Below are 22696 nucleotides of genomic sequence, written 5' to 3' on the forward strand. Positions count from 1 at the left end.
CCATACTAGCCCAAGACAGCAAACGCGCACGCACTATTGCAGCGCATGCGGGCCGCGTGACGTGTCACGCCGGAGCGCCGCGAACTCAGCCTTTCCAGGTGCGCGCCAGGCCGGTATCTGCGTGAATCCAGCCGCCGCGCGGGCCGCTGCGGTAGTAGTAGCCCACACCGCCGCCACGGAAACTCTTGATGAGGCCGCCGAGCACTTCTTCGTTCAGGCTGGCGATGCGGATATCGGCCGCCTTGCCGACCAGGTGCAGCGACTGGCGCGCAGCCGGGATACCCTGCTCGCGCAGGCGCGCATTCGATTCTGGCGAACGGTAGCCCGACAGGATCTCGAGCGGCTTGATGATGCCGAAGCGGGCGATAAAGGCCTGGGTGCTCCACAGCATCTCGAACAGCTTCGGATCGATCGGCGCCGACGCCTTGCCGTTCACGTCGCGCAGTATATGGCACAGCTCCTGGTACGCCGACTCGATGACTTCGCCATCTTTCCAGTACAGCACGTTCACCTTTTCGCCGTTTTGCGGACGCGTCATCGACAGGGTGCGCGGCTTGACCCAGAAGTCAAGGTCGAGCGCCTGTGAATCGAACAGGTCGGGTGGCGGCTGGAGGTCGGTCGCGGCGGCGGCCAGCGGCGAACCGATGACACCGATGGCGGCAAGGCGCGCGCCCTGATGGAGGAAGTCTCTGCGGGAAGCCATATATGCGTTGGTGGAACTCGTGAATATCGATGGGCCGTACTATAGCGTATCGGCCCCGGATCGCGCCGTACGGCGCGCACCGGCTGTGCGTGGCGCCCGGCCTGGAACCTGACTCACTCGCTGCAGTTGCAGAACCGCTTGCGCGCGCCGCTGTCAGCGGCGCCGTCGAGTCGCTTCCACATCAGGTCGCTATCGAGGCCGAAACAGGATTTTTCCTTGCCGGCGTTGCTGTAGCCGTGGCGCTCGAAGAACGCGCTCGCGCCCGCCGGGCTGTGCAGATGCAATTTGCTGATGTTCCAGACGCGCGCCTGCGCCTCGACCGCCGCCAGCAGCGCGCGGCCCACGCCGCAGCGCAACGCATCGGGCAGCACGTAGCACAGGGCGACCTTGCCGGCCTGGGTCAACAGCGTCAAGCCGACCAGCTGGCCCTCGCTCTCGGCGACCACGGCAAAATTGGTCGGCGCGGCAAACCAGGCCGCGACATTGGCCGGCGTCTTGTTGCCGAGCCAGGCGTCAAGCACCGCTGGCTGGCCGTCGTGATCCGCGCGGCAGCCTTCCTCGATGGAGCGGCGCAGCAGCGTGCAGGCTGGCGTGGCATCGGCAGGAAGCGCCTTGCGGATTTCAATACGCGTGGACATCGATCATCAACATGAATACGGTTACGACTACGTGAGGTGGCGAAGCGCGACGCCCCGGGCATTGCACGGGCTCGACTATACACCGAAAGTCAACAACCCTGCTGGCGACAGGGGCAAACGCGCTCGCGGCATAACGATATGACGAAAGTATCGTTCCTTTCCCCGTCGACATTAGGGAACATGCAAGCTGTCACTACAACCTTTACAAAGCGAGACTCCACCATGCGCATCACCCCTCCGAACACGCTGCGCCGCTCGATCCTGGCGCTGGTCCTGGCTGCGGGCAGCGCCATGCCGCTGCATGCCAGCGCCGCCGAGACCGAACTGCTGAACGTGTCGTACGACGTCGCCCGTGAATTGTACAAAGAAATCAACCCGGCGTTCATTGCGTCGTACAAGCAGCAAAGCGGCCAGACGGTCGAGATCAAGCAGTCGCATGGCGGCTCGAGCAAGCAGGCGCGGGCCGTGGCCGATGGCCTGGCGGCGTCGGTCGTCACCATGAACCAGGCCAACGACATCGACATGCTGGCCGACCGTGGCCTGGTGGCCAAGGACTGGGCCAAGAAGTTCCCGAACAACGCTGCGCCCTACTATTCGACCATGGTGTTCCTGGTGCGCAAGGGCAACCCGAAGCAGGTACGTGACTGGCAAGACCTGGCGCGCAGCGGCGTGGCCGTGATCATCCCGAATCCCAAGACCGCTGGCAATGGCCGCTACACCTACCTGGCCGCGTGGGGTTCCGTGATCAAGAAAGGCGGCAATGAAGCCGCCGCGCGCGACCTGGTCTCGAAGATCTTCAAGAACGTGCCGATCCTCGATGGCGGCGGCCGCGCAGCCACCACCACCTTCACGCAGCGCCAGATCGGCGACGTGCTGGTCACGTTCGAAAACGAAGTGAGCATGGTGCGCAAGGAATTCGGCAACGACTTCGAAGTCGTCTACCCGACCAGCTCGATCCTGGCCGAGTCGCCGGTGGCCGTCGTCGACAAGGTGGTCGACCGCGAAAAGCTGCGCCAGCCGGCAACGGCCTACCTGAACTTCCTGTACAGCCCGACCGGCCAGGAAATCGGCGCGAAGCACTTCATGCGCGTGCGCTCCGACGCCGTCATGAAAAAGTACGCGGCCAACTACAAGCCGATCAGCCTGTTCACCGTGGATGATGTCTTCGGCGGTTGGCGCGCGGCGCAAAAGCGTCATTTCGACGATGGCGGCGAGTTCGACAAGATCTACACCGCCAAGTAATTTGAAGCACTCTTCGACAGCCCTGCCGCGTGCAGGGCTGTTTGCATTGGCACGTCAACAACGGCCAGTCGACATTTCCATGCGACATATTTTCTTAATAATATGCATGGAGGCTGTCATATTTCGATAGAAAATTGCGCCGTCACGGGGGAATTTTCTTGTGCGCCATAGACATATTCGACGGATAGATGCTATCTTCCCTTCCTTCTCGTTGCCCTAGAGACAGATGTTGATCCTGCGCCGCTCGGCGCCAAGCTACATCAACCTCAACCCAAGATTCCAGACACCCATGATCAAACACCTGCTCGCCACGGTCCTGATGACGTTTTCGGCTGCGGCACTCGCCGTGCCGTTCGGCTCCCAGTCCGTCCTCGTCGTTGAAAACGAGACCGGCAAAATCCTCCTTGAAAAAAACGCCAACACGGTCGTCCCGATTGCATCGCTGACCAAGCTGATGACGGCGATGGTCGTCCTCGACGCCAAGCTCGACATGAACGAGCAGATCGAGATCGACCGCGACGACGTCGACCGCGTCAAGTTCAGCAGCTCGCGCGTGCCGGTTGGCGCCAGCATCGCGCGCAGCGATGTGCTGCACCTGGCGCTGATGTCGTCCGACAACCGCGCCGCCGCTGCCCTGGCCCGCACTTACCCGGGCGGCAACGAAGGCTTCAAGGCCGCCGTGCGCCGCAAGATCCACGCGCTGGGCATGACCCAGACCACGATCGAAGAACCGACCGGCCTGTCACCGCACAACCGCTCCACCGCTGGCGACCTGGTCAAGATGGCTGTCGCCTCGGTCCGCTATCCGGAAATCGTGCGCATGACCACCGAGACCCGGGAGACGATCGACATCAACGGCCGTGGCGTCGAATATCACAACACCAACCGCCTGGTCGGCGCCAAGGGCTGGGATATCGGCCTGTCGAAGACCGGCTTCACGAACGAAGCGGGCCGCTGCCTGATCATGAACATCACCGCCGCCGGCAAGAAGGCGACGCTGGTGCTGCTCAATGCCAGTGCGTCGTCGGCGCGCGTGGTCGATGCCCTGAACATCCGCCGCTTCATCAGCGGCGACGCCGCGCCGGTCGCACGCGTCGCGCGCGCCGCCACGGGCGGTCCCCGCATCAAGGCCAGCGCCGGCGGATCGAAAGCGAAGGCGAAGGCCCGTGCGAAGGTCGTCAAGTCGAAGGTCAAGGCCACCAAGAACCGCAAGGTGGCCAAGGTCAAGACGACGCGCAAGCGCCGTGACTAAAGGAATCTGTTTGCAGGGATCAAGGGGCCGCGAGGCCCCTTTCTCATTATTTGGCTGCAGCCGCCTTCGTCACGAGCGCATCCATCACCTGGCCGGTTGCGGTCATCAGCTGACCGACATCCTGGATCTTGTTCGCCTGCCGCACCTGATCCGGCGACACGACATATTTGCCATCGATGACGACCGTCGGCGTGCGGCTGACTTTGTAGGCGTCGATGGTCTGGCTCAGGCGTTTGAGTTTGGTCTGCACGCCGAATGAATTCCACGCTTCGGCAAACTTCGCCTTGTCGAGGCCATTCGCCCCCGCCCACGCGATGATGTCGGCGTCTTTCATCAGGCGCTTGCGCTCGACGTGCACGGCGCGGAACACGCGATCGTGGTAGCGTTCGAGCTGGCCCATCGCCTCGAGCGTGAGGAACAGGCGCGCCTCCGGGTCTAGCGGCCCCTGGAACAGAACCGGGATCCTGCGCAACGCGATCCTGTCGCCCTGCGCCTTCACCCAGTTGGCCAGCGTCGGCTCGAAGGCATTGCAGGCGCCGCAGTGATACGCGAAAAATTCGGTGACCTCGACCTTCTTGCCCACCGCCTGCGTCGGCTGCGGCGCTGCCAGTGTCGTGAATTCGGCGCCATCGCGCGGTGCGGTGGGCGAGGCGTTGGCGACACCGGCCACCAGGGCGGCGGCGATGAAGGCACGTCGGATAAATCGCATGGCAAGCTTTCTCACATGAAAAACGTATTGTATTTAAAGTGACCAGGGGAATGCAGCTACTTCATGGCGCATGTCGTTACTTCTTCTTGAAAACGCGCTGCATCAGATTCTCGGCCTTGGCCTCTGCCTTGCGGTCGGCCTCGGCCAGCTCGGCCGGACTGGCGGCCGCAGCAGTGCATCGCGCCGACGCAAGCGGGAACTGTTTCCCGCATTCGGCTGCGCGCCGCCTGGCCTCATCCCAACCCTGGGTTTCACCGTAGAAGCGAATGGCATCCGGCCAGGCATCTTCGGCTTTTGCAAAATAAGCCAATCCCGATTCGATGACGTTCTTCGCCGCCGGCGTGGAACCCGACGTCTTCAGACCCATGCCCCGTATGGTGTACAACTTCCAGGCACGGTCCTGCTCCGAAACGAAGTTCGCTTCCAGCAGTTTGCCAGGATCGGCAACGCGCCGCTTCATCGCACCCGGCTGCTGGCCGAGCACCGTGTAGAGCGCAAACAGCGGCACCGCGTGGGCGGCAGTCGGCGCCGTGGTCGCGCGTTGCGCCGCCACCAGCGACGCCGGATCGGCAGGGGCGGCCAATGCCCGGAACGCCAATTCATAGTGAGACAGCATGGCGGCAGTACGCGGCGCGTTGCGGGCGGCCAGCAGCGGCGCCACGATCGGATCGGCATCGGAGTGGGCCGCCGGGAAGGCCGCCATCGCGTGCGCGAGCGCATCGCTGCGATCGGTGATATCGGGATGATCGCTGCGCAGCTTGCCCATGGTTTGCTCGAACTTCATGCCCCAGCTTTTCATCGTGGCATCGAGCGCGCCCTGCACTTCGCCCGTCGTCTGGGCCACGCGCAACTGGAGGGCGTCGGGCGCCCTGCCGCCACCGGCCGACTTCTGCGCCCTGGTCACCGCGTCGGCGCGAATGGCCGCCATTAACTGCTCCTGGCGGCGCGCTTCGCGCTCGCGGTTGGTGTCCTCCCAACTGGCGATGCGCTCGAGGAAAGCCTTCAATCCATGCTCGTAGGAGTAGCCCATCTTGAGCGAAATATTCAGGCCAAACGCGTCCGCCGCGCTTTCCTGCGTGCGGCTGTACACCGTCGTCGCCAGGCCCTTGCCAAGCGCGTAGGCCGCCACCAGGCTGTCGAGCTGATTCCAGCCTGCGATCTGTCCCGTCTTCTTCACCAGCATCACGCCGACGCCGACGGTTCCCGCCGCCATGTCGGCCCCCTGCACTGCGCCTTCGAGCTGGTGATAATGGAGGTAGACGTGACCGAATTCATGACTGAGCAACGCAACGAGCTCGTCTTCGCTTTCGACGGACGTGAGCCACGGAAGCGACACATACAGATTGCCGGCGCCAGTGGCGTAGGCATCGAGCGATTCGTTGGCGACAATCTGCACCCCGCCCGGCCAGCCAGGCACCCCGGCCTGCGCCTTGATGCGTGCATACAGGCCATTCAGGTAGCGCTGCAGGTCCGGCGAGTGCACCAGGCCGAAGCCGCGGGCGCGCTGGTTCAATACATCCTGCCCGCTATCGGGCCAACTACGCGCTTGCGGCGGCGCCAGGGGGCCGACCGGATTCGCCACAGTGCCTGCGCCCGAACCGCCATACGGCAGTCCTGGCACGCCGCCGGGGACGGCGGCGCAACCTGCCAGCAGGCCCAGCCAGATCGTCATGCACAACAGACGACTGCGCCGCACGCGCAGTCTGCCGTTTCCAGCCGGGTTTGTCGCCGCCATGTCAGTTGGCCTTGGTGCAGGCGACATCGGCTGCGCCGGGCGTGGACGCGGTCGGCTTGAGCGCCGCATGCGAGGCCAGCGCGCCACAGTTGGCGGTACTGGTACGGCTCACGCGCACCTTGGCGCTGCGAATCCACACCGGCTGTCCGCCGATGTCGACCTTCAGGAAGCCTCCCTGGCGGGCCAGCACCGGCAACGGCAGCCCGGCCTCCGAAACCTTGATCTCGCGCGGCGACTGGGACGCATCGGGCGTCGGATACAGGTCGAAGCTGACACTGCTGGCGGGGCTGGCGGCGACAATGGTCTGCTGCGCCATCGCAGCGACGCTGGTCAGGGCGATCGAGGCCAACAGGGTGAGCTTCACGATATTCATGTGCATCCTTTCAAGGGGGCGTGGGGGTGGACAGGTCGGGCGAGCCGGGCACCGGATCCGGCTCTGCCGGCGCCGTCTCCTTGCCGAGGGCATACCAGCGCAGGCGGGCCAGGTAATCGATCGCCTCGACGAACAAGGTCATCCCGATCAGCTCGACGACCGGGAGCATGCCGGCCCGAAATATGATTTGCAGGGCCGCGATGAGCAGTGCGGCGCTGATGAACTGCAGGGTCAGGCGCAAGGCCCAGGCCAGAGCGCCGACCGCGGCCATGCCAGTGCGGCCGCGCAGGGTCGCCTCATCGGTCCAGGTGCGCAAGGCGGGCCTGCCGGCGCGACGGTGCACGAATGTCTTCCAGGTCTGGCCCTTCCCGATCCGGGCAAGTGCCCACGACCACAGCCAGTGCACGGCCAGCACGGCCAGCACTGTCAGCAAGCCCGACCAGACAAGCGCGGCGATGCCCTCGGCGTTCCATTCATGATTGAGCTTGTAGCGCTCGCCGTAGCTCAGCAGATTGTCGAGCGCCATGGCATGGTAGTGCACGCCGGGCACCAGGCCATGTACCGGCGACCGGGCGAAATCGTTGTGGCCAGGGATGTTCGCCCCCACCAGGACGAACCGGCCAGCCAGCGCCGCGGCCAGCTCTGCCTCGGGCAGGGCCCCGACCTGCTCCATGGACAATGTGCGGTGATAGGGACAGAGCGGTGGCGGGGCATCCTCGAACTGCAGGAACAGCCCTGGCGTGAGGTTGCGCACCAGTGAGCGGCCTGGCACGCAGCCCCGGTCGCGCTCGGCCAGCGGTGCGCCAGGCGCCGCGTCCGCACCCCAGACCAGCGCCATGGGCACCGACTCCTCACCCAGCGCGATGTGCCCGGCATCCTGGGCCATCGTCATGGCGGCGCTGCGGTAGGCATACTGCGCCGGCGCTGACGGCGGGCCGGCTGTCCATCCGGCAGCGCCCAGGTGCGTGGTCAATGGATAGGTCCAGGCGTAACCGTCCAGCGGGTCGGGCGTATAGTCGGCGCCCACGAGGGTGAAGCATGAACCGAGACCCGCGCGCAGGCCGAGCTGTCCGGTTGCGGCGTCTGGCAAGGCTGCCAGGAAGACCGGGATGTGCAGGCTGTGGCGCAAGGTACACAACGCGCTGTTCAACGCCGGCAGCGTCGCATCGTCGCGTTCCTGGCCGAAGGTAATGTCCAGGAAAATCGCCTTCGGACGCGAACCGGGCTCACCTGCCAGGCGCAGCAGCCAATCGGCATGGTCCTGGTAGCTGATTGGCCATGCGCTGTCGTACGCGCGCAAGAACTGTTCGTCGTAGAGCACGACGGCCACCTGGTCACGCGCACGGTCGGGATAGCCGATCTGCGCCGTCACTGCCGCCTGGCCTGCAGCCATGAAACGGGTGAGCACCATGCCGCTGGCGTTGAGTTTGTCACCGAGATACAGCATGCCGAACGAGATCAGCACCAGGATGACAAAGGCCCAGACGAATGTCGGTGCCGGGTGACGCAGTGGCTGCCTGTCCTTATCGGTAAGGCGGAGCGCATCGGCAAGGGCCGCGCGAAGCGTGATCAGGACGGAGTGCAACGACATGCGATTGGCAACTGATCGAAATAGTTATTCGAACACCAAGTGTACAGGCAGTCTTGCAAATCTGAAATGTTTTATTGCCTCGCCCGGTAGTGGATGCCGTGCGTGTACCTTCTACGCCATCAGCGCGCGCAGTCCGCTGGTGCGGTGCGTGCGGCTGGCAATCGCCTCTTGCAGCACGTCGCCGCCCGGCGTGACGAGCGTAAACACCGCGCTTGCGCGCGTGATCCCGGTGTAGACGAGCTCGCGCGTGAGCACCGCATTGCGCTCGCGCGGCAGCGCCAGCACCGTGTGCCGAAACTCCGAGCCCTGCGATTTATGCACCGTCATCGCGAACGCCGTCTCCACATTGCGCAGGCGCGTGGCCAGCACGCTGCGCACCGCCTCGCCTTCCAGGAAGTACACGCGCAGCGCGCCGGCGCGGGCCGGATCGGGCAGCGTGACGCCAATGTCGCCGTTGAACACGCGCGTCGAATAATCGTTACGCGTCACCATCACCGGCCGGCCCACGTACCACTCGGCGCCATGGCGCAGCAGGTGGCCTGCCGCCAGCCGTTTTTCGATGGCCTCGTTCAGGCCAGCCACGCCCCACTCGCCATCGCGCACCGCGCACAGGATGCGGAAGGTCTCGAAGCTGAGCAAAATCCGGCGCACCCAGTCTTCATGCTCGCCCTGGGCGCCGTCGCGCAGCAGATGCAGGTACGGCGCGTAGCCGGCATGCGCCAGCTGGAGCAGTTGCGCCGGCTGTGCGTGCTCCAGCCAGCGCACGTTGTCGCCCCCGGCGCGCAGCACGCTTTCGGCGCGCGCCGTGTCCCCTAGATTGACCGCCAGCGCCAGTTGGCCGATCGGTCCGCCGAAGCGGCGGCTGTGACGCAGCATCACGGTTTGCTGGGCCAGCGGACCGCCCTCGCCGCGATAAGCGTCGGGGATGGCCTCGCCGCTGGCCGCCGCGACATACGCGATCGTCGCGGCGCTGTAGTGGCCCTCGTGCGCCGCATGGCACAAGTCACCGAGCACGGCGCCCGCCTCCACCGACGCCAGCTGGTCCTTGTCGCCCAACAGGATCAGCGTCGCACCGGGCGGCAGCGCATCGAGCAGGCTGGCCATCATTTCCAGGTGCACCATCGACGCCTCGTCGACGATCAGCACGTCGACGTCGAGCGGATTGCCGCGATGGTGCGCGAATGCGCGCGTATCGGGCCGCGCCCCCAGCAGGCTGTGGAGCGTGCGCGCCGCGCCCATGCGCGCCGTCAGTTCGCGCAGCGGCAGTTCGGCGCCAACGCGATCGGCCAGTTCGCCCAACGCCTTGTCGATCGACTGCTTCAGGCGCGCCGCCGCCTTGCCCGTCGGTGCGGCCAGGGCCACGCGCTGGCGCCCCGCTTCGGGCGCCGTGGCAAACAACAGCGCCAGCAGGCGCGCCACCGTGTAGGTCTTGCCAGTGCCAGGGCCGCCCGTGATGATCGCCACCGAGCCACGCAGCGCAACGGCGCAGGCGAGCTTTTGCCAGTCCGGCTGTTCTGCTCCCTGCTGCGCCACGAACAGCTTGTCGAGCCAGGTGCGCACGAGCGTTGTATCCACCGGATGCGTGGCCGCCGCGCGCTCGCGCACGGCCTGCGCGACCAGTGTCTCGTCGCGCCAGTATCGCCGCAGGTACAGGCGCTCGCCATCGAGCACGAGCGGCTGGTCATAATCGAATTCGCCCCGCACCCACACCTGCTCGCAGTGCGCCAGCAGCTTGATCCAGCCCGCCACGCCCTTGGGCAGCGGCGCGGCTGCCTGCGCCAATCCGCGCCAGGCGTCGTCGCTCCAGCCCAGCAGCAGCGTCGGCCCTTCTGCCAGGTCTTGCAATTGAATGCAGCTGTGACCATGGCCTTCGAGTTCGGACAGCACCGCTGCCGCCAGGATCAGTGCCGGCGGCGCGTCGCCCAGCTGCGCGATAAAACGCGCAAAAGCGCTCGACAGGCGGCGCAACTCGCCCGCCTCGGTCAACGCGCCGATTGCACGCCACAGTCCATCGATATCGGCTTCAACCTTCGCCATGGTCATCCTTGTCCAGCAATCGTTCGAGTCCGTCCAGCAGTTCGAGGTCGGGCGCCAGCACCCAGCAGCCGCGCGTGACCGGGTTGGCGATCCCGCGCAGGAACATGAAGACGGCGCCACCCAGTTGGTATTCCGGCTCGTAGGCATCGCCCAGGCGCGCGCGCAGCAATCGATGCAGGGCCAGCAAGTAGATGCTGCCCTGGATCTCGTAGCGGTGCTCGGCCATCCCCGCTTCCATGGCCGCCTGGCTGTACGCCGCGTCGCCCGGGCCCAGCGCATTGGACTTGTAGTCCAGCACCCAGTAGCGGCCCTCGTGCTCGAACACCAGGTCGGCGAAGCCCTTGAGCATGCCGTGCAGGACGCGCTCGGGCAGCACGGGCCGCTCGATCCCTTGCAGCAGGTGCGTGCGGCACAGCGCGTCCAGCCGCGCCAGGTCGAGGTGCTCGCTCGGGAACCAGAATTCCATCTCGGGCAGCACGCCGCGCAGGTCGCGCAGCCGCGCGTTCAACGGCGGCAACCGCGTGTCGACGATCTCGCGCAGCCAGGCCAGTGCATCGTCCAGCCGGTTGCCCCAGCCCGCGCGCTCGATATGCTGCACCAGGCGCGCTTCGCAACTGGGGGCGTCCAGGCAATCGAAGCCTTCGCGCGCCAGCCACTCGAGCCGCTCGTGCATGAAGTTGCCCGGCACCGAGCCGCGCGGGAAACGGTGCCACGGCGCGTCCTCGATGCGGGCTGGCGTGGCCGCCTGCGGCACGTCTTCCATCAGGGTCTGCTCTTGCGCGCGCATCGGGGTCGGCGGCGCCACCGCGTGGCGCGTGAGCGACGTGAACGAGCCCACCGACCAGTCGCGCTCGAACTCGGCGCGGTAGCGCGGCGCGTCCAGCAATTCGGGGCGCACGTCCTGGCGCGACAGCAACGTGACGCCGTCGGGTTCCGGCAGCTCGTGCAGCGAGATGCCGTCGGCGCGGCCGGCCACGACATCGAAGCGCGCCTGCAGCGCATCGGCGGCGATGGCGTCGCCCCCGGCCAGCAGGTAGCCAAGCGCCGACTCGTGCAGCTTGTTTGCGCCCTTGCGCGTGCCGGCCACCGCCGCCGCGCCAAGCCACAGGAAGTGGCGCGCGCGCGTGAGCGCGACGTATAGCAGGCGCAGGTCTTCCTCGATGCGCGCGCGGTCGACCGCCGCCAGCGCGTCGTCGGTCAGCGCCAGGTCGAGGTGGCGCGTGCCCTGGTCGTCCACGTACTCGAAGAACGCGCGGTTGCGGCGGTTGGTCGCGCGCGCCGTCACGGCGAATGGCAGATACACCAGCGGGTATTCCAGGCCCTTCGATTTGTGCACCGTGACGACCTTGACCAGTTCGGCGTCGCTTTCCAGGCGCAGCACGCGCTCGTCGCCGTTCGCGCCAACCCCGTCGATCTGTTCGGCGAACCAGCGGATCAGCGCCTGTTCGCCTTCCAGCTGGCCGCTCGCCTCTTGCAGCAGTTCGGCCAGGTGCAGCAGATTGGTCAGGCGCCGCTCGCCACCCGGTTCGCGCAGCAACCGCGTCGGCAAGCCCAGTTCGTGGATGAAGCGGCGCAGCATCGCCAGCACGCCCTGGCGCTGCCAGCTGCCATGCAGTGCTTTCAACTGTTCGACGCGCGCCTCCCACACCATCTCGTCGTGCGAAAACTGCGCCAGCTCGGCCAGGCCAAGGCCGGCCGTGGCGGTGGCAAAGGCCGCCCGCGCCAGCGCGCCATCGAGCGGATTGGCCACCGCGTACAGCCAGCGCAGCACGTCGGCCGCTTCCTCGCTTTCGACGACGGAATCCTTGTCGGACAGGTAGACACTGGCCACCTTGCGCCGCATCAGCGCGCGCCGGATGGCGCCGGCCTCGCGCCGGTCGCGCACCAGGATCGCGATATCGGCCGGCATCAGCCGGGTGAAACCGGTTTCGCTATCGTCGAAGCCCACCCGCGCATCGTTGAGCAGGCCGACGATGTGTTCGGCGCAGTGATGGGCAAAGATGTCGCGGTAGTCGTCGGCCTTCAGGTCATCGCGGCGCATGGTGTTCACGGACAGTGCGCCGGCATCGTCCGCCAGGCCCACCAGCTGGCGCCGGTGCCCTTGCGCCTTGACAGCGTCAAATGGCAGCGGGTTGTCGTCGCCGCGCCGGAAACGAAACGCCGCGCCCGCGTGCGTGTCTTCGGCATGCGAAAACAAGCCATTGACGGCGCTCACGAGCCGCGCGGTAGAACGGTAATTGGTGTCGAGCTGGTAGTGGCGCCCGGCCGTCGCACGGCGCGCCGACAGGTAGCTGTGGATGTCGGCGCCGCGAAAACCGTAGATCGACTGCTTCGGATCCCCAATCAGGAACAGGCCCTGCTGCGGATCGTTGGCATCGACCCGGTACAGCAGGTCGAAGATCCGGTACTGGTCGGGCGACGTGTCCTGGAATTCGTCGACCATCGCCACCGGATACTGCGCCACGATGCGCGCGCGCAGTGCCGCGCCGTTCTCGCCTTCGAGCGCAACCTTTAGTCGCTCGAGCATGTCGGCAAACCCGAACTGGCGGTTGCGCCGTTTGAGTTCCTGCATGCGCGCTTTGACGCGGCCGGCGGCGTGGCGCAGCAGCGCATGGGCGATCGGGTCGAGCGCGCCCAGGGCGGCCTGCAGCGCGGCGGTGTCGTCGAAGCAGGCCGGCACCTCGCTCGAGAAATCCTTGCTGAACGCATCCTCGATCCCGCCCGGAGTCAGGCGGCGCCAAGCGGTGTCGGTCAGATCCGGCATATGGCGCGCCGGGTCGTTCGCCCAGGCGCGCAGCGCCTCGAACCACTTCACAAGCGAGTCGGCCCGCATCTTGGTGCCGTTGAAGCACTTGGGCTGGCGTTCGCGGTGGCCGGCGATCCAGCGCTCCATCGCATCGGCGCGCTCGACCCAGCCGTCTTTCAGGCGCATCAGCTCTTCTCGCTGCGCCCGCGCCAGCCGCGCCACCAGTTGCTTGAGCGGTTCGGCGCCCGGTGCGCCGAGCAAGGCGTCGCGATGAATCAGATCGCGCACACTTGCCTTGAGCGCCTCGACATCGCGCCAGCTATCCATCACCACTGCCAGCGCCTCGGCGCCCAGCGGATAGACTTGCTGGCGCCAGTAGTCGTGCGCGGCGTCTTCGAATAGTTCGCGCTCGTCGCTGACCAGTTCTTCGTCGAACAGGCTGCCGCTGTCGAACGCATGCTCGCGCAGCATGCGCTGGCACCAGGCGTCGATGGTGAAGATCGCCGCTTCGTCCATCGTTTCGGCGGCCAGCATCAGGCGATGCGCGGCGACACTGCGCTCTGTGCCCGCCGCGTAGCTCCCCGCCAGTTCTTGCAGGTACGGGTCGTCGAGCTCGAGTTCACCACGAAAGTAACTCGCCGCCTGCACCAGCCGCTCGCGCACGCGGTTGGCCAGCTCGCGCGTGGCCGCGCGCGTGAACGTCATCACCAGGATCTCGGCCGGCAGCAGCGGCCGCACAAAGGCGTCCGGCCCACCATGCCCAAGCACCAGGCGCACGTACAGCGCGGCGATGGTCCAGGTCTTGCCGGTGCCGGCCGACGCCTCGATCAGGCGCGAGCCGTGCAGCGGAAAACCGATCGGCTCGAGTTTGCTACTCAGTCTGCTATTCAGTCTGCCATTCATGCGGACAACTCCTGCAACGGCTTGATCTTCACGAAGTCCTGCATCCAGCTGGCCAGCGGCCCATACAATTCGTCGGCCAGGTCAAGCCAGCCGCCGGCGTTCTTCAAGGCCTCGAAGTCGGGCCACAGGCGCGCCAGACACAGGTCGTCGACCTCGCCGCGCAGTTCAAAGCCGCCGTCATAGGTCGCGCGGGGGTCTCCCTGCGCCAGGTGGCTCAGGGCCGTCTTGCACGCCACCGGCAGCGGGCTGTCGAGATTGGCCCGCCACAGGCGCACCAGGTCGCGCAGCACGGCCAGGGAATCGGCAGGATCCAGCGGCGCCATCTCGAGCACCGCATCGCGCGCCACCAGGTAACCCGTTACCGGATTGCCGGCGGCGGCCGCCGCCAGCTGGCGCAGCCACGGCGCGATCAGTTTGTCGCCACGTGGATTGCCGGCCCGGTCGAGCACCTTGGACGAGATCTGCATCAGCCATGCACTGCCCTCGCCGCTCGTGCGCAGGCGGTCGATCCAGTCGTCGAGCAGCACGCCATCGAGGTCCAGGCTGATGGCAAATTTCGGCGCCGGATGCGGGAAGCGCGCGCCCAGGCGCAGCCACTCGGTGCGCACCGGCGCCAGGCTCTCGACCAGCTGCTCCTGCCACATGCGGCCCATCAGCCCGATCGGCAGAACGCCTTCGCGCGCCAGGCGCCCGGCGCGGGTGGCCAGCGTGGCGCGCACGTCGCCTATTGCTTCCGCCTCGCCGCTGTCGTCGAGCAGGTGGTCTTCGATCTGGTAGCGCTCCAAAGCGTCCAGGCCAAACGGTTCGTCGTCGTCGCCCACGTGCGCGGCGTCGGCAAACACGACGCCCAGGCGGCGGCGGAAGAAAAAGCGCGCCGGCTGGCGCAGGAAGCTGGCCAGTTCGCCCAGTTTCAGTACGAAGTCCGGCTCCAGCTCGTACGGCGGCAAGGCGTCATCGACCAGCTGGTCGTCGGCTCCGTGCGCGGTGCGCCATTCACCGGCGTACGTGAGCAGGCCGCCGCGCTGGAAGTACAGGCGGCTGAACGGTTGCAGCGGATGTTCGGTGGTGATGCCGTGCAGGTCGGGCATGGCCCAGCCGGCCTGCAGATAGTCGCGCAGCTGCGCCACCAGCACCGATGGCGGCTGCTCGCTGTTATCGCGCACATTGCGTCCGACCCAGCTGACGTAGAACTTGTCGCGCGCGGCCAGCAGGGCTTCGAGCATCAGGTAGCGGTCGTCGTCGCGGCGCGAACGGTCGCCCGGGCGCGCCATGCCAGGCAAGGCCAGCAGATCGAAGTCGGACGGGCGCGCGCGGCGCGGGAAGTCGCCATCGTTCATGCCAAGCAGGCACACGGCGCGAAACGGCACGGCGCGCATCGGCATCAGCGTGCAGAAGGTCACGCCGCCGGACACGAACTGGTGGTTCAGCGTGGGCGCATCGAGTTCGTTCAGCCACGCTTCGCGCAGCACCGCCAGCGGCACCGGTTCATCGAACCCTGCCGCCGCGCACGTCTCGAGCCAGCACTGCAGGCCCTCGCCCAGGTTCGACAGCGTCAGGCGGTCGGCTTCGTCGCCGGCCGCATAAAAGCACGACAGCATTTCGCGCGCGGCCTCGCCCCACTCGGCCGGGCGACGCGACTCGTCGAGCCGGCCGCGCCAGGTCAACAGGCATTCGACCAGTTCGGCGAGCGAACCGGCCAGCGCGGCATCGAGCCCGCCGACTTCGGCGTACGGTTCGATCTCGCCGAAGCTGGCGCCGGCGCCACTCGCGTAACCGAGCAGCATGCGGCGCACGCCGAAGATCCAGGCGTTCTGCTCGCCGGCCATGCCCAGGCCCAGGCCCGCGCGGTGATCGTGGTCCAGGCCCCAGCGCACACCGGCGCCGTCGATCCAGCGGCCCAGTATCGGCAGGTCGTCGCTCGTCACGCCAAAGCGGCGCGCCACGGCGGGCACGTCGAGCAGATCGCGCACTTCGCTCTGGCGGCAGCGCTGCTGCGGCAGGCGCAGCAGCCACTCGAGCGAGACCAGCAGCGGATTGACGCTGCGGTCGCGCACGTCGCCGATCTCGAAGGGGATGTGGCGCGGGTCGTGGCGCCGGTGCTGGTCGAACACGGCGTGGATCGCGGGCGAAAAGGCGTCGATGTCGGGCACCATCACCACCACGTCGCGTGGCCGCAAAGTCGGATCCTGCGCGAACCACGACAGCAGCTGGTCGTGCAGCACTTCGATCTCGCGCTGCACGCTGTGCGTGACGTGGAACTCGATGGAACGGTCGCCCGGTATCGGCGGCACGTTCGGATGCTCGGACAGCGGGACCAGGTCGCGCACCGCCGCCTGGACTTGCGCCAGCAGCGTGCCGCCGTCGTCGTCGGTGAACAGATCGACCCGCAGCGGCGCAGCCTGCTCTTCGCTGCGATCTTCGCTGCGATCCTGGTTGTCGAATTCGTCGAGCATGCGCACGAAATCGCGGCCTTGCCGCCCCCAACTTGCCAGCAGCGGATGGCTGTGGACATGCATTTCCTCGATCGGGAACTGGCCCAGGTCGACGCCGTTGCGCTGCGGCTGGCGGCGCCGCGCGGCCTTGAGCAGCTGGCTGCCTTCGATGATGTCGCCCCAATAGAACCGGCACGGATTGGGCACCGCGAACAGCACCTGCGTGTGGCGCGCCAGCGCCGATATCGCCTGCAACGTCTGGTATGGCAGCGTGGACATCCCGAACAGCACCACGCGGCGCGGCAGGCGGCTGGCCGGCGTGACGTCGGCCGCCACGGCGGCGAGGAACTGGTCGTGGATCGTGGCGCGCCCGCTCTGGCGCTGCGCTTCCGGCAGGCTGGCGTGCACGGCGCGCCACAGGCAGGCCTGCCAGCGCTGCTCGGGCGCGAGGGCGATGGTGTCTCCACCGGCGCGGCGCAGCACGTCGCGCCCGGCCGCCCAGTCGGCCAGCCAGTCGGCGCGGTACACCTGGTACTGGTCGTACAGGTCGGCCACGCGTTCGGCCAGTTGCAGGCGCCGCTCGGCGTCGCCGTCGGCGAGAAAGCGCGCGAGCGGCTCGTAGCCGTCATCTTGCAGCAGCGTGGGCAGCAGGCGCATCAGGCGCCAGGTCAGGGGATCCTTGTCGAACGGCGCACGCTGCGGCACGCGCTCGCGCCCCAGCATGCCCCGGTAGGCTTCCCACATGAAGCGCGCCGGCAGCGCCACGCGGGTGGCAGCGCACACGCCGTTTTCTTCGGCCAGCGCGATTTTGAGCCACTCGGCCACGCCATTGGACTGGACCAGGAAAATCTCTTCTTCGAGCGGGCCCAGAGGGTGACTGCGCAGCCAGTCGAAGACGGCGCTGCGCAGCAGCTCCATCTGGTTACCGTGGAGGATCAAGAGACCGGGAGTGATCGGGGAAGACATGCGCTGTGCTCGGGCAATCGGGAGCAAAGCATACCGCGTTTGGCCCCCTGGCGGTAGGGCCAGGCGGGCCGGCTAGCGCCCGTCGCCGGCGCGGCTGCCGAACTGCGCCGAGACCTCGCGCTCGATGCGGATCAACAGCGCGCGCAGACGCGCCGTCAGCGCCCGCGCCTGCGCCGTGCCGCCGGCACTCGATTCGCGTACCGGCTGCGCCTCGAGGTCTTCGCAGATCGCGCCGAACGCGGTGGCGCCGACCGCGCGCGCGGACGACTTGAGCTGGTGGGCCAGGCTGGCGGTGTGGGTCAGGTCGCTGCACGCCAGCGCCATGTCGATGGCGGTCAGGTTGTCGCGCGCTGTCTCCAGGAACAGGAACGCGTACTTGCGCATGCGTTCGGTGTCACCGCCGGCGGTGGACGCCAGCAGCGCCAGGTCGAGCACCGCGCTGCCGGCCGCCGTGCCAGCGGGCAGGTTGACGGCGACATCGGACACCGGCGCGGTCGTGCGCCCCAGGCAGCGCGCGATGGTGGCGGCCAGCAGCTCCGGCACCACCGGCTTGGCGAGGAACTCATTCATGCCCGCCGCCATGCAGCGGGCGCGGTCATCCACGCCGGCGTTGGCGGTCATGGCCACCACCAGCGTGCCGGCCAGGCGCGGGTCGCGCCGGATGCGGCGCGTCGCTTCCAGGCCGTCCATCACCGGCATCTGCACGTCCATCAGCACGCAGTCGAATCGCGCCTGCGCCATCGCGTCCAGCGCCTCTTGCCCATTGCCGGCCACCACGACGGCTGCACCGGCCAGTTCGAGCAATTCGCGCGCGACCTGCTGGTTGAACGTGTTGTCCTCGACCAGCAGCACCGCGCAGCCATCCAGGCGCGCCAGGGCCGGCGCCGGCGCCGCGCCCAGGCCGGAACTGGCGCCCGCCCCCACCCGCGCGCCGGCGCCATCGTCGAGCGCCAGGCGCGCCGTGAACCAGAAGATGCTGCCCACGCCGGGCGTGCTGGTCACGCCGACTTCACCACCCATCAGTTCGGCCAGCTGGCGGCTGATCGCCAGGCCCAGGCCCGTGCCGCCGTGCCGCCGCGTGGCCGACTGGTCGGCCTGCTGGAACGGCGTAAACAGGTGCTGCAACGCGTTCGGCGCGATGCCGATGCCGCGGTCTTCGACTTCGAAGCGCACCAGGATTTCAGGGCCGAACGCGTGCGCCAGGCGCGCACGCATCGTGATGCGCCCGCGCCCGGCGAACTTGACAGCGTTGCCGGCGAAGTTGATCAGCACCTGTTCAAGCCGCAGCGAATCGCCGCACAGGGGCCGCATCAGTTCGGGCGCGATCTCGATGTCGAAGCCCAGGCCCTTGGCCGCCGCCGCCGTGCCCAGTTGCGCTTCGACGTTGCGCATCAACGCGTCGGGCATGAAGCGCTCGGTGGCCAGTTCGAGCATGCCGGCCTCGATCTTGGAAAAGTCGAGGATGTCGTTGATGATGCCCAGCAGGTGCTGGCCCGAGTGGTAGATCTTTTCGAGATAGTCGCGCTGGCGCGGGTCGGGCCCGGCCTGCAGCGCCAGGTGGGTCATGCCGATGATGCTGTTCATCGGCGTGCGGATCTCGTGGCTCATGTTCGACAGGAAGTCGCTCTTGGCCTTGCTGGCGGCGTCGGCGCGCGCCTTCAGGCGATGCAGTTCGGTGACGTCGGTCGACACGCACAGCACGGCCGGCTCTTCGTCGACCTGCAGCGGCACGCGCACGCTCCATAACTGGCGCGTGGCGCCGTCCGGGCCGGCCTGCGCCACCTGCGCGCTGCTCTGGCGGTCGGCGCGCAGCACGGCGCGATCGAGCTCCCACGCTGCATCGGCCTGGGCCGCATCCATCGCTTCGCTATCGGGCCGGCCGATCAGGTCCGTCGCCGGGCGCCCGAGGCGCGAGGCGCCCTTGGCATTGAGGTAGCGGATGCGGCGCGCGCCGTCTTTCAAATACACCTCGGCGTCGAGATTGTCGAGCACCGTGTCCAGCAGCAGCCGTTGTTCGTCGGCGGCGCGGCGGGAGCGGTACTGCGCCAGGAACAAGCCGTACATCAGCAGCGTGCCGATGAAGCCGGCGGCAAACGCGCCGAACGGCACATAGCGGTCGACGCCCACGAGCATCCGGGCCTTGGGCGCCGAGAAGTGCGCTGTCCAGCCGTTGCCGACGTAGTTCACGCCCAGCACCGACACGAAGTGCAGCGCCGGATCGACCGCATTGCCACGCACGTCGACGCCGTGCAGCAGGATGTCCCCGGACACCGGCGCAGCCGGCGTCGCCGTGTAGCGGCGCCCGGTGCCGTACAGGCTCACGCGCAGCGGCTGGGCCTCGAGCGAGATGAGCGCATTGCGCACCAGTTCCTGCACCGAAAAGAAGATGCCGAACGAGCCAAGATATGCGGCGCGGCGTTCTTCGACGCCCAGCGGCAGCACGCCGCCGACATACACGGGCAGGCGCATGCCGAGCGCGTTGTGCGGCACCGGGTCGGGCAGGAACACAGGCTGGCCCGATGCGCTCATGGTGCCGCTGTCGCGCGCCAGCACCAGCGCGCGCGCGACCAGCGGCCGGGCGGCCATGTCGAAGCCGAGGCGCCGGCTGGGCTTGTCGGCCGGATACTGGTAGGTGACGACTTCGTACCAAGGGCGGCGCCCGGCCGGGAAGATCTGGAAATCGGGATAGCCGCGCGCGTCGACACTGCGGTCGGCGCGCATGGCCGCGACGAAGGCGGCCCGCTCGCCGTCGGGCACGCGGGTGGCAAACGTCAGCGCCTCGATGGCCGGATAATTATTGGCCAGGTCGAGCGCCGCTGCGTAGCGGTGGAACGATGCACGATCCGGTACCGCACTGCCGCCGCCTGCAGCATGCAGCGCCGCCATCGCCCGTACGGCGCGGGCATATGAGGCAATGGCGTTGTCGAGGCGTTCCTGGGCGCCGCGCGCCAGGTTGTCGAAGCGGCGCCGGGCATCGTTCTCGACGGCAGCGCCTGCGAACGCATGCAGCAGCATGCCAATGGCCAGCGCCAGCACCACGCCACCGCCCCACAGGACGACAGGGCGCCCCAGACGGGTGGCCGCAAGTTCGATGGCGCTGGCGCCGTGCAAGGCTGATCGCTTCATGCTTCCCCTGACGGGCGATGCAGGCCCCGCAAAATTGACAGTATATCGACGTGTTGCGCTGACGCAATCCTGTCAGGCGCCTTCATGAGGCTTGCATGCAACACATCGCGGCCCGCGCGAACACGGCCCATGCAATGCGTGCGCCGATCGGCGGGGTCGCTGCGCAAGCGGTCAGGACGCCAGGCGCGCGGCGAACAGCGCGTCCCAGGTCGGTTCGATTTCGACGTACAGCGCCACGGCCTGCTCGATCCCAACCGCCCGGGGCGCGCCGATCCGCGTGATGACCACGCCGGCGCGGCGCAGCATGCGTTCGATCGCCGTGGTGGTGACCGTGACGTAGCGCGACAACCCACGCTCGTGGGCGTCGTCGATGATGGCGGCGATCGACGCCATCGTCATGGCCGAAAACCCGTAACCGGCCACGCTGTCGGTCTTGAGCGCGAAGCGCGACAGCTCCCAGATCTGCGGGTCGCTCGGTGCAGCCTGGCCGTCGAGCAGCTGGGGGAACGAATCCTTGAGCATGTACGGCCCTTCGGTCGGCAGCAGGCGCCAGCAGCCGCGCAGCGTGGCGTGGTCGCGCATGAGCATGTAGCGCGGCTCGAGCGCGTCATAGCCATCGATCTCCATGCCGAACAAGACCGGCACTTCCCAGCCCAGCCGATCGCGAAATACCCGGGCGCGCAACAGATGCATTTCGCACAACTCGTTCGATGCGATGGCATGGCGCGGCGCGATCCTGATGTGCAGGCTCATGGCCGATCTCCTCGAGTGACATCCGGTCGATAAAAAAATGCTTTTGGCATATTAGCGTCATGCAATTTGAATAGCTTGGGTACTATCAGCTCTGCTAGGTGGCGAGCAATGTCGAGGGTGCAATACTTTTGGTTATGCAGTTTCCCTCGTGCTGGCTTCACTTCCTTGAAAGGAAAAATCATGGCAACCGAACTGATGTCTGACGCACTGGCCGCCGACCTCCACGCCAGCCATGTGATGCATACGGCTGGCGCTGTGCGCCTGGCGCCGCATGAACTGCGCCGCCTGCGCATCACCAAGCGCGAGAGCCAGGAAAAATTCTGGGGCCGCTTCGGCGTCACCCAATCGAGCGGCTCCCGCTTTGAAACCGGCCTGGCAATTCCCACGCCCGTGTCGATTTTGCTGCGTATGTATGTCAACGGCAAGCTCAGCGATGGTGATCTTCAGGGGTGATCAAGCCAAGGCCGATGGCCTTGACCACCGCCTGCTGGCGGGTGTTGACATCGAACTTCTGACGCACATTCGCCAAATGAAAGTTCACGGTCGCTTCGGAGCAGTTGGTAATGCGCGCGATCTCCCATGACGATTTACCCACCATCACCCACTGCAAGACTTCCAGCTCTCGCTTGGTCAGGCGCGGCGCGCCGCCCCGGCCCTCTTCCAGGCGCACGCCTTCCTCGCGAAAGCGATGCGACGAAGCGAACGCGTAATCGCGCGCCAGGGCGAGCAACGGCAGCACCTCGATCATGGCGCGCTGGGCGGCGATATCGGGCCGCGCGTCGGACGCGAAACTGAGCACCCCGAACTCGCCTTGTGGGCCATGCACCGGCAACGTCACGCCGCTGCGGATCCCATGCGCGCTGGCTTCTTCGTACAGGCCGGCCTGCTGGCTGCCGGCGGCGAACACGCCCGGTTCCCACACCATCGGCAAGGTGCTGGTCAGGCAGTGCGAAACGGTGGGATCGATATAGGCGAAGCCGTTGCGGTCGTAGCGTTCACGCCATTCATCGGAATAATTACTGCGCAGGAAGGCCGATTCAAAGCGCGCATGGCGCGAACCCACCAGCCCGAACAAGACTTGATCGAAACCCAATCCACGCGCGAGATTGAACAGGGAGGCGCTCCACTGCGTCGCATCCTTGGCCTGCATCAACTCTAGTAATAGGGTGGTATCAATCATGGGGGCGAAATAATATGCGACACCGCTATGCTAGTTGGTTCGGCCCCGATCAATATCCTCGAAAATTAACAATTGGATATTTACACACATCTATTTTGCATGGTGTCGTGCATTGACAACAACTATTTTCACATCGTGGTTCATTGCAGGACTATTTTCGCTATCGCACGCGGCTTTACTTAAGGTAAATTTCGCTGTCGCAAATCAATGTTACACGTTTGTTAGCGAACAATAATTTTGTGTCTTGATATAAGTCAATATAACGCACAGTCGCCACGGCGGCCTATCGGACCGGCCGGTGCAAGTCCGG

At 66.7% G+C, this 22696-nt stretch carries 15 protein-coding genes; 3 read left to right on the forward strand and 12 right to left on the reverse strand.

Going from position 1 to position 22696, the window contains the following annotated elements; genetic code table 11:
- Nucleotides 1-85: 85 nt before the first annotated feature.
- The gene (locus AB2N08_RS03845; protein WP_367609282.1) at nt 86-703 is read right to left on the reverse strand and encodes a YcbK family protein; all 618 of its coding nucleotides are present in this window, start codon (nt 701-703) and stop codon (nt 86-88) included.
- 113 nt (nt 704-816) lie between these two features.
- Nucleotides 817-1341 (reverse strand): GNAT family N-acetyltransferase, encoded by a 525-nt coding sequence (locus AB2N08_RS03850; protein WP_367609283.1) that lies wholly within the window; start codon nt 1339-1341, stop codon nt 817-819.
- Nucleotides 1342-1563: 222 nt separating this feature from the next.
- Between AB2N08_RS03850 and AB2N08_RS03855 the strand changes: the two genes are divergently transcribed.
- Both AB2N08_RS03855 and AB2N08_RS03860 read left to right on the forward strand, forming a co-directional pair.
- The gene (locus tag AB2N08_RS03855; protein ID WP_367609284.1) at nt 1564-2583 is read left to right on the forward strand and encodes a sulfate ABC transporter substrate-binding protein; all 1020 of its coding nucleotides are present in this window, start codon (nt 1564-1566) and stop codon (nt 2581-2583) included.
- Nucleotides 2584-2872: 289 nt separating this feature from the next.
- On the forward strand, nt 2873-3835 hold the full coding sequence (locus AB2N08_RS03860; protein ID WP_367609285.1) for a serine hydrolase: 963 nt from the start codon (nt 2873-2875) through the stop codon (nt 3833-3835).
- Between the two features lie 46 nt (nt 3836-3881).
- On the opposite strand, the gene AB2N08_RS03865 is transcribed toward AB2N08_RS03860, so the two are convergent.
- From AB2N08_RS03865 to AB2N08_RS03905, 9 genes are all read right to left on the reverse strand, one after another.
- Nucleotides 3882-4544: a thiol:disulfide interchange protein DsbA/DsbL gene (locus AB2N08_RS03865; RefSeq protein WP_367609286.1), complete on the reverse strand. Its 663-nt coding sequence runs from the start codon at nt 4542-4544 to the stop codon at nt 3882-3884.
- 76 nt (nt 4545-4620) lie between these two features.
- Nucleotides 4621-6216, reverse strand: a complete 1596-nt coding sequence (locus AB2N08_RS03870; protein WP_367609287.1) for a M48 family metallopeptidase — start codon at nt 6214-6216, stop codon at nt 4621-4623.
- A 64-nt stretch (nt 6217-6280) separates the two neighbouring features.
- Nucleotides 6281-6652 carry a hypothetical protein gene (locus AB2N08_RS03875; RefSeq protein ID WP_367609288.1) on the reverse strand — a complete coding sequence of 124 codons (372 nt, stop codon included), beginning with the start codon at nt 6650-6652 and terminating at the stop codon, nt 6281-6283.
- Nucleotides 6653-6662: 10 nt separating this feature from the next.
- Entirely contained in the window at nt 6663-8243 is a 1581-nt protein-coding gene (locus tag AB2N08_RS03880) for a CHASE2 domain-containing protein (RefSeq protein WP_367609289.1), read from the reverse strand.
- A gap of 111 nt (nt 8244-8354) precedes the next feature.
- The gene (gene recD, locus AB2N08_RS03885; protein WP_367609290.1) at nt 8355-10280 is read right to left on the reverse strand and encodes an exodeoxyribonuclease V subunit alpha; all 1926 of its coding nucleotides are present in this window, start codon (nt 10278-10280) and stop codon (nt 8355-8357) included.
- On the reverse strand, nt 10267-13929 hold the full coding sequence (gene recB / locus AB2N08_RS03890) for an exodeoxyribonuclease V subunit beta (RefSeq protein ID WP_367609291.1): 3663 nt from the start codon (nt 13927-13929) through the stop codon (nt 10267-10269). Before recB ends, recD begins: the two co-directional genes overlap by 14 nt.
- Complete coding sequence (gene recC / locus AB2N08_RS03895; protein WP_367609292.1) at nt 13926-17327, reverse strand: exodeoxyribonuclease V subunit gamma; 3402 nt, start codon at nt 17325-17327, stop codon at nt 13926-13928. The genes recB and recC overlap by 4 nt, the downstream gene beginning before the upstream one ends.
- Nucleotides 17328-17399: 72 nt before the next feature.
- Entirely contained in the window at nt 17400-20453 is a 3054-nt protein-coding gene (locus AB2N08_RS03900; protein ID WP_367609293.1) for a CHASE domain-containing protein, read from the reverse strand.
- Nucleotides 20454-20624: 171 nt separating this feature from the next.
- On the reverse strand, nt 20625-21206 hold the full coding sequence (locus tag AB2N08_RS03905) for an acyl-homoserine-lactone synthase (RefSeq protein ID WP_367609294.1): 582 nt from the start codon (nt 21204-21206) through the stop codon (nt 20625-20627).
- A gap of 237 nt (nt 21207-21443) precedes the next feature.
- On the opposite strand from AB2N08_RS03905, the gene AB2N08_RS03910 reads away from it, so the two are divergent.
- Nucleotides 21444-21659: a helix-turn-helix domain-containing protein gene (locus tag AB2N08_RS03910; protein ID WP_367609441.1), complete on the forward strand. Its 216-nt coding sequence runs from the start codon at nt 21444-21446 to the stop codon at nt 21657-21659.
- Here AB2N08_RS03910 and AB2N08_RS03915 read toward each other — a convergent pair.
- Nucleotides 21634-22386: a helix-turn-helix transcriptional regulator gene (locus AB2N08_RS03915; protein WP_367609295.1), complete on the reverse strand. Its 753-nt coding sequence runs from the start codon at nt 22384-22386 to the stop codon at nt 21634-21636. The two genes, AB2N08_RS03910 and AB2N08_RS03915, sit on opposite strands and share 26 nt — an antisense overlap.
- Nucleotides 22387-22696 lie beyond the last annotated feature (310 nt).

This window comes from Massilia aurea (assembly GCF_040790145.1).
GTDB lineage: Bacteria > Pseudomonadota > Gammaproteobacteria > Burkholderiales > Burkholderiaceae_D > Telluria > Telluria aurea_C.

What these genes read in the sequence shown, in the direction of transcription:
- AB2N08_RS03845 (WP_367609282.1), bottom strand. Translation starts at nt 703, where the DNA reads ATGGCTTCCCGCAGAGACTTCCTCCATCAGGGCGCGCGCCTTGCCGCC.
- AB2N08_RS03850 (WP_367609283.1), bottom strand. Translation starts at nt 1,341, where the DNA reads ATGTCCACGCGTATTGAAATCCGCAAGGCGCTTCCTGCCGATGCCACG.
- AB2N08_RS03855 (WP_367609284.1), top strand. Translation starts at nt 1,564, where the DNA reads ATGCGCATCACCCCTCCGAACACGCTGCGCCGCTCGATCCTGGCGCTG.
- AB2N08_RS03860 (WP_367609285.1), top strand. Translation starts at nt 2,873, where the DNA reads ATGATCAAACACCTGCTCGCCACGGTCCTGATGACGTTTTCGGCTGCG.
- AB2N08_RS03865 (WP_367609286.1), bottom strand. Translation starts at nt 4,544, where the DNA reads ATGCGATTTATCCGACGTGCCTTCATCGCCGCCGCCCTGGTGGCCGGT.
- AB2N08_RS03870 (WP_367609287.1), bottom strand. Translation starts at nt 6,216, where the DNA reads ATGACGATCTGGCTGGGCCTGCTGGCAGGTTGCGCCGCCGTCCCCGGC.
- AB2N08_RS03875 (WP_367609288.1), bottom strand. Translation starts at nt 6,652, where the DNA reads ATGAATATCGTGAAGCTCACCCTGTTGGCCTCGATCGCCCTGACCAGC.
- AB2N08_RS03880 (WP_367609289.1), bottom strand. Translation starts at nt 8,243, where the DNA reads ATGTCGTTGCACTCCGTCCTGATCACGCTTCGCGCGGCCCTTGCCGAT.
- recD (WP_367609290.1), bottom strand. Translation starts at nt 10,280, where the DNA reads ATGGCGAAGGTTGAAGCCGATATCGATGGACTGTGGCGTGCAATCGGC.
- recB (WP_367609291.1), bottom strand. Translation starts at nt 13,929, where the DNA reads ATGAATGGCAGACTGAATAGCAGACTGAGTAGCAAACTCGAGCCGATC.
- recC (WP_367609292.1), bottom strand. Translation starts at nt 17,327, where the DNA reads ATGTCTTCCCCGATCACTCCCGGTCTCTTGATCCTCCACGGTAACCAG.
- AB2N08_RS03900 (WP_367609293.1), bottom strand. Translation starts at nt 20,453, where the DNA reads ATGAAGCGATCAGCCTTGCACGGCGCCAGCGCCATCGAACTTGCGGCC.
- AB2N08_RS03905 (WP_367609294.1), bottom strand. Translation starts at nt 21,206, where the DNA reads ATGAGCCTGCACATCAGGATCGCGCCGCGCCATGCCATCGCATCGAAC.
- AB2N08_RS03910 (WP_367609441.1), top strand. Translation starts at nt 21,444, where the DNA reads ATGCATACGGCTGGCGCTGTGCGCCTGGCGCCGCATGAACTGCGCCGC.
- AB2N08_RS03915 (WP_367609295.1), bottom strand. Translation starts at nt 22,386, where the DNA reads ATGATTGATACCACCCTATTACTAGAGTTGATGCAGGCCAAGGATGCG.